Consider the following 5610-nt stretch of genomic DNA (forward strand, 5'->3'; position numbering starts at 1 on the left):
ACCCAAACATCAAATTTTAGACAAACAAAAAACCTTGTTATCAAAAGATAACAAGGTTTTTTTAGCGTCCCAGGAGAGATTCGAACTCCCGACCCGTCTTTAACCTATATATATAAGTATTAATATAATCCGCTTATTGAACCGTTCATCGTCTCGGTCACTTGACCTTTTGTTTAAATTCTACCTTATTATATACCTTATCGTCAAGATTATGCTTTTTCAATTAATTGACCTATTCCCTACCCCATATAATCAATTTCTAATTGAATTATAGTACAGTTTCTCGACGCAATCTTTTTCATAAGCAGTCAAAAAAATTATAAAACACATGCTTTTTCCTGTTATAATGTCTCTATTTCTAAATCTACTTCTAATTCTAGAGCTTCGTTACATGCCTTAAATAACATTTCAAACATGTCTTTACCACCACTTGTGTAAAAGTAATTAGATAAGTCTGTTATATCTGTTGAAATATTATCTCCCCAAGGTGGTTGCTTAGATAAATCTTCTATGTCCCACACTACTTCTGATGGTGAGAATAGTTTTAATTTTTCACGAGCTTCTTTCGCTTCCTCAATCGCCTTTGGGATATTTTTGAGTGTTAACCTTCCATTATATAGTTCTTTCATTAAGTGTGGATATCTTGTTCCCCAACCTTCTTTTTCTAAATGAAAACTAATAGTTGAGAAAAATGAATGTACAAAATCCGATGTACCTAATCTATACCATAGAAAGTCTGCTTTAAATCCTGTTGCCATAAATACATCTCCTTTTCTATCTAGTCTCTTTCGATAGTCACCTTTAATTTACCGAATGTTCTCTGCGATAACTCTTCTTTAATCTCTTTCAAAGTTTGAACTGATACATTCTGACCTCTCGCATCAATAAAAGCTATCTGCTCTGCACCTTCAGGCAGGTTCTTTAATCTGTATTCAAACTGTTTCAGTAGAACATTAATTAACGAACGCTTCCCTCTTTCGGTAGTAAGGTTGTAGTTCTTAACTTCCAAGCTGCTATTTAAGTCGTGGTCAAAACCATCGGGTCTAGTGCTACCCTTGCTCGCATATGGTACTTCTTCTCTATCTTTAAATGACACTTGGTCTTTGTAATTAGGATATTTCTCGTATGCATGTTTTTCGGATTCACGCCAATGTGGTCTAGCAAACATGAAGTAACTACTTAAATAATTCCCCCAATTTCCTGACGATGGTAATGCACTAAGTACTGCTTCACCAGTTAATCCAACACCTGCAAAAGCAGGTTGTAAACGTGGTGGCGTAATCTGAGTTATTTTAGAGAATTTAGCCCCTCTAGCAAGTGTAGAAACTTTATCTAATCCTTTACCTCCAAGGAATCCTAATCCAACTGATGTTACAAGATAAGAACCCCAACGAAAGCCACTTTCAACATCACCATGCCAAACATCATCCATAAAAGAATCTGAAAAGGCATTCCACATGGCAGGGAGAGTTTCGTCATAATTGACAACTGCATCCCACATGTCTGACCATGTTTCACCGTCACCTAACGCTTTAAATCCTTCCCAAGCATCTCCAACACCTTTTCCTGCACCATCATAAAGACCATCCCAAGCTTTCTCTAAATCAGATTTTGGTTTGCCACACATTGCACCTTCTTCAATTGAATTATCAGCCTGACGATTCCTATCTTCTGCAATCGCTTGAATAGAAGTCACCCACTCCATATTTAATTCTTTCGTACTAAATGTACCACTTGCAGGACTAAATCCTTTTCCACTTTGTACTTCTGAAAGACCTGTTGCAATACTAGCGGCTAGTTGAAGTGCTGTTGCGTAATTATTACTAGACGTTCGATTAAATTCATATAGATGTTCTAATTTTCCCTGAATTTTACGCCGCATCTCAATAAAAAGATTTACCATAGCGTCCATGCCCGAGATTGGCATAGCTTGATTGAGTGCTTCTGTACTTGCTATCATTCGGTCAATCTCTCGAATTTGTTCTAACAGTTCTTGTTCAACTACATCTGTGGAAGCGACTTGTGATTGAAATTGATTTGGAAAGGCATCATTCTGACGGATTAATTCTTCACATAAATAAATGATTCCTTGTGCTAAAGGACGAAAAGTTTCTGCGAAGAATGCTTTTGCACTATCGTAAGTTTGCCCTTGTAGAACAGTATCGCTTGTAAAAGCATCAATCGACTGAATGGCTTGTTCAATACCTTGAATGGTAGCGGAACATACAGCGTTCATGCTATGAGTTTGGCTTTGTACTTCTCCCAAATACATATTTAAACTCATGCATTGACCCTCCTTCTTTATAAAGTATTTTATAAGAAAATTATACCATGTCTGGTTATTTCACTGTTCCAAATATTCAAAATTACTAACAGGGAGAATGAATGCAATTAGTTACATAATTGAAAATAAAATTGTTACACAAATGTTGAGAAATATTGAAATTCAATTTCCATCAAATTCTATTCTTGCTATCATTATTTATAAGAATATTCAAAAAGGGAGGGGATTTCACGGACGTTCTAATAAAGGGGAATGAACAAATTTCAAAACTACTTAACGGATGGTATCAAGAAATACGTTCACGTAATATAGATAATGCCCATTGTTTAAAAGAAGAAATTAATTCTATCATTCACACTAACGAAGCAGACCCAAAATTGTTACTCTACTATTACCTTTTAGATTTCGGTTATAAATATTTAGTGGATAATTTAAGTATTTCAAAAAATAGCTTTGATAAAATTGAATCTTTTAATATTCCCACAGATAACTTTTTATCTTACTACTACCATTTTTATAAGGCTATTCATTCTAACGCAATCGGTAATTATAGCCTTGCTAAAGAACATTATGATAAAGCAGAAATTTTACTTAAACACATTCCTGATGAACTTGAAAAAGCAGAATTTCATTATAACTTAGCAACATATCATTATCATATTTATCAAGCACTTTTAGCCATTAAGCATGGTACAAAAGCTAGGGACATATTTTCTAAACATGAAAGCTATGAATTAAAAACAGCCTATTGCGATAATTTATTAGGATTAGCTTGTACGCATTTAAGAGAATTTGAACTAGCTGAAGAATACTTTGTTACTGCAATGAACACATTCCAAAAGCAAAAAAATGAGAAAGCAATCTTACTAGTTCGTCATAATTTAGGCTTAATGTATGCGAGTCAAAATCTCTCTATTTCGGCAATTCGATACCTTTCAGAAGTTGTTGAAAAGAAACCTCATAATTATAAAGCTATTTTTGTTAAAGCCAAGGAACACGTCAAGCTAGGTGAAGAAGAAATTGCATCTCAACTCATTGAAAAAGGTTTAACTATCTGCAATGAATTAGGAAATCAAGAATATCAATACCGCTTTACAATTCTAAGAAAAATAAATAAAAAAGTTACTGCCGAAAAATTAGAACAAGCTGTGCTAGCAGGAATGAACTACTTTAAAAACGAAAGATTATGGGAGTATGTTCAAGAATACACGGAAGCAGTAGCAGTCCAATTTCATAACGAAGGAAACTTTGAACAAGGAAGTAAATATTTCTATTTAAGTTATGAAGCTAAAAAAGAAATTTTTAAAAAGGAGGCGTTAAAGTGAAGAAAGCATTATTAGGAATGCTATTGATTACAATTGTAACGATAGGCACACATACTTCAGTTAACACTCAAACAGCTATTAATATTATACAAGGTTTAGCTGATGGTGATACAGGTTGATTTATTAAAAACATAGGACGCTTACCTATTCTTAGGACAGCGTTCTTTTTTATCTAACTTTAACTTTGAAAGGATTGAGCAACGAAAATGTTTGACGGACTAACAATAGAGACAATAGGCAAGTTTGCACCTGTATTCACTACAATTATAGCCACCTTACTTATACCAGCTGTATTATATAGTGTTAATCAACTTGTAATAGCGGCAACAACTAAGGAAATTGATAAATTGTATTTAAATAAAGCCACACAAGTAAAATTGAATTTTTGGAATGTAATTTTATCTACACTGTTAGGTGCTATTTTATATCTATTTGCTGCTGTGTTTTTTAACTTTGGAGTATATGATAACCTTAATAAAACTTGGAGTAACAGCGAAAAAGTTTGGTACATCGGAGGAACTTTAATTATTAGTGTTATTCTATTAGTTGTACTATATTTTCTGTTTTTGTTTTCTCTGCATAAAAACAAGAAGTTTAATATTATTCTTAAGGTTTTAATTTCCCTTCAAATCATAAGTAGTGTAATTATTTTTTCCTATCTCATTACTATTCAAATTTTTAGGAAATGGAATTATGAGATGATACCTTCCATAGTACTTCTTATTTTAATTTTCGCATGTATACAAACCACAATGAATAACCTAACAAGAAATAAGAAACCTTCACAATATATTATTACTATAGTAGCCGAAGAAAAATTAGAAACTTTAATCCACGGTTACACACTTGATGAAAAACGAACGGTTTGTTTTGTAGAAGGTATAAAACCCGATGAGGTTTTTTATGTATGTGATTTTTCATCAAAGGTTTTTTTGAAGCATACAAAAAAATCTGAAGAACATGTGACTGCTAATCCAGCAACATCTGCCAACAACCCCCCCAATTGTTAGACATAACTAACAATTGGGGGGGTATTTTTTATTTAACGCACAATTATCTCGAGCGCTTTACCGATTGTTAGGTTGAACGTATAACGATTTTCTGCGGTCTCTTTCTTTCGCTGATCACTTTTCAATCTATCCCCCAAAATATTCGATAAGTTCTCACTAATCGTTAAAGAATCACATTTTTTGACAAAAAAGCCCCCTAACTCGTTAGCGACCGCACATTGTACGATTCAACTTACGAATTAGAGAGCTTATATATTGCGGACTTTGACGTCACCGCAAAAGGTTTTGTTAGCGTCCCAGGAGAGATTCGAACTCCCGCTCCGCCCATTTCCGTACTATTTTATATATTTTGATCGCAGTCTTAATATATCTTCTCCTTCGCGAATGCCTGCCGATCCCTTCCTCACATTTTTTACGACAGTCCAATTCGGGTTAGTTTCATCACCGATGTTCTGTACTGTAAAATTGCCATCACCATATTTTCGGTGGCCTTCTGCCAATTTCTCCGTTAAATCATTCTCATTTGATCTCGCCATCTTTGCGCCATTTCCCTTTTTTATACGACCTTCTTAAACTATCTAACCAATCACAGGTCCAGTCAATTGGAGATTCTCATTTTCCGCTTCTATTAATTGTAACACACTGCCGGGGATAAGTTCCGATAACTGCTGCTCAATCGTACTAGAATGGTAAAGAGTTTTATAATATTGTAAGTAAACAATTAAGAGAATCTGAATTTGGATTTGAGTTCCATCATAAACCTATTGATTCTTTAAATTAAATAAGAGGAATAGGGCGCATAAATGGCGCTCTTTTTATTTAAGAAAAAGAAGTACATATGCAACTGCTTAATATCAAAGGAAAGGTCGCAAATATTAAGAATGAACTACACCTATAACCCAAACATCAAATTTTAGACAAACAAAAAACCTTGTTATCAAAAGATAACAAGGTTTTTTTAGCGTCCCAGGAGAGATTCGAACTCCCGACC

Annotated in this window: 6 protein-coding genes; 3 read left to right on the forward strand and 3 right to left on the reverse strand. The window is 34.0% G+C overall.

Annotated elements, in window-relative coordinates:
• Positions 1-341: 341 nt before the first annotated feature.
• Positions 342-758, reverse strand: coding sequence for an immunity 70 family protein (locus F3I02_RS10890; RefSeq protein WP_016118675.1), 417 nt, complete (start codon positions 756-758; stop codon positions 342-344).
• Positions 759-778: 20 nt separating this feature from the next.
• Positions 779-2284: a T7SS effector LXG polymorphic toxin gene (locus tag F3I02_RS10895; protein WP_196477985.1), complete on the reverse strand. Its 1506-nt coding sequence runs from the start codon at positions 2282-2284 to the stop codon at positions 779-781.
• Between the two features lie 206 nt (positions 2285-2490).
• Here F3I02_RS10895 and F3I02_RS10900 point away from each other — a divergent pair, with 206 nt between their 5' ends.
• The 3 genes from F3I02_RS10900 (at position 2491) to F3I02_RS10905 (ending at position 4619) form a co-directional block, all read left to right on the forward strand.
• A complete protein-coding gene (locus F3I02_RS10900) occupies positions 2491-3609 on the forward strand; it encodes a response regulator aspartate phosphatase (RefSeq protein WP_196477987.1) in 1119 nt (372 codons plus the stop codon).
• Entirely contained in the window at positions 3606-3728 is a 123-nt protein-coding gene (locus F3I02_RS34405) for a hypothetical protein (RefSeq protein ID WP_255256478.1), read from the forward strand. Before F3I02_RS10900 ends, F3I02_RS34405 begins: the two co-directional genes overlap by 4 nt.
• An 87-nt stretch (positions 3729-3815) precedes the next feature.
• Positions 3816-4619: a hypothetical protein gene (locus F3I02_RS10905; RefSeq protein ID WP_196477986.1), complete on the forward strand. Its 804-nt coding sequence runs from the start codon at positions 3816-3818 to the stop codon at positions 4617-4619.
• 335 nt (positions 4620-4954) lie between these two features.
• Here the strand turns inward: F3I02_RS10905 and F3I02_RS10910 are convergent, their stop codons facing one another.
• The gene (locus tag F3I02_RS10910; RefSeq protein ID WP_000124460.1) at positions 4955-5155 is read right to left on the reverse strand and encodes a hypothetical protein; all 201 of its coding nucleotides are present in this window, start codon (positions 5153-5155) and stop codon (positions 4955-4957) included.
• Between the last annotated feature and the right edge of the window lie 455 nt (positions 5156-5610).

The organism is Bacillus sp. SRB3LM (assembly GCF_015712745.1).
Taxonomy (GTDB): Bacteria; Bacillota; Bacilli; order Bacillales; family Bacillaceae_G; genus Bacillus_A; species Bacillus_A thuringiensis_K.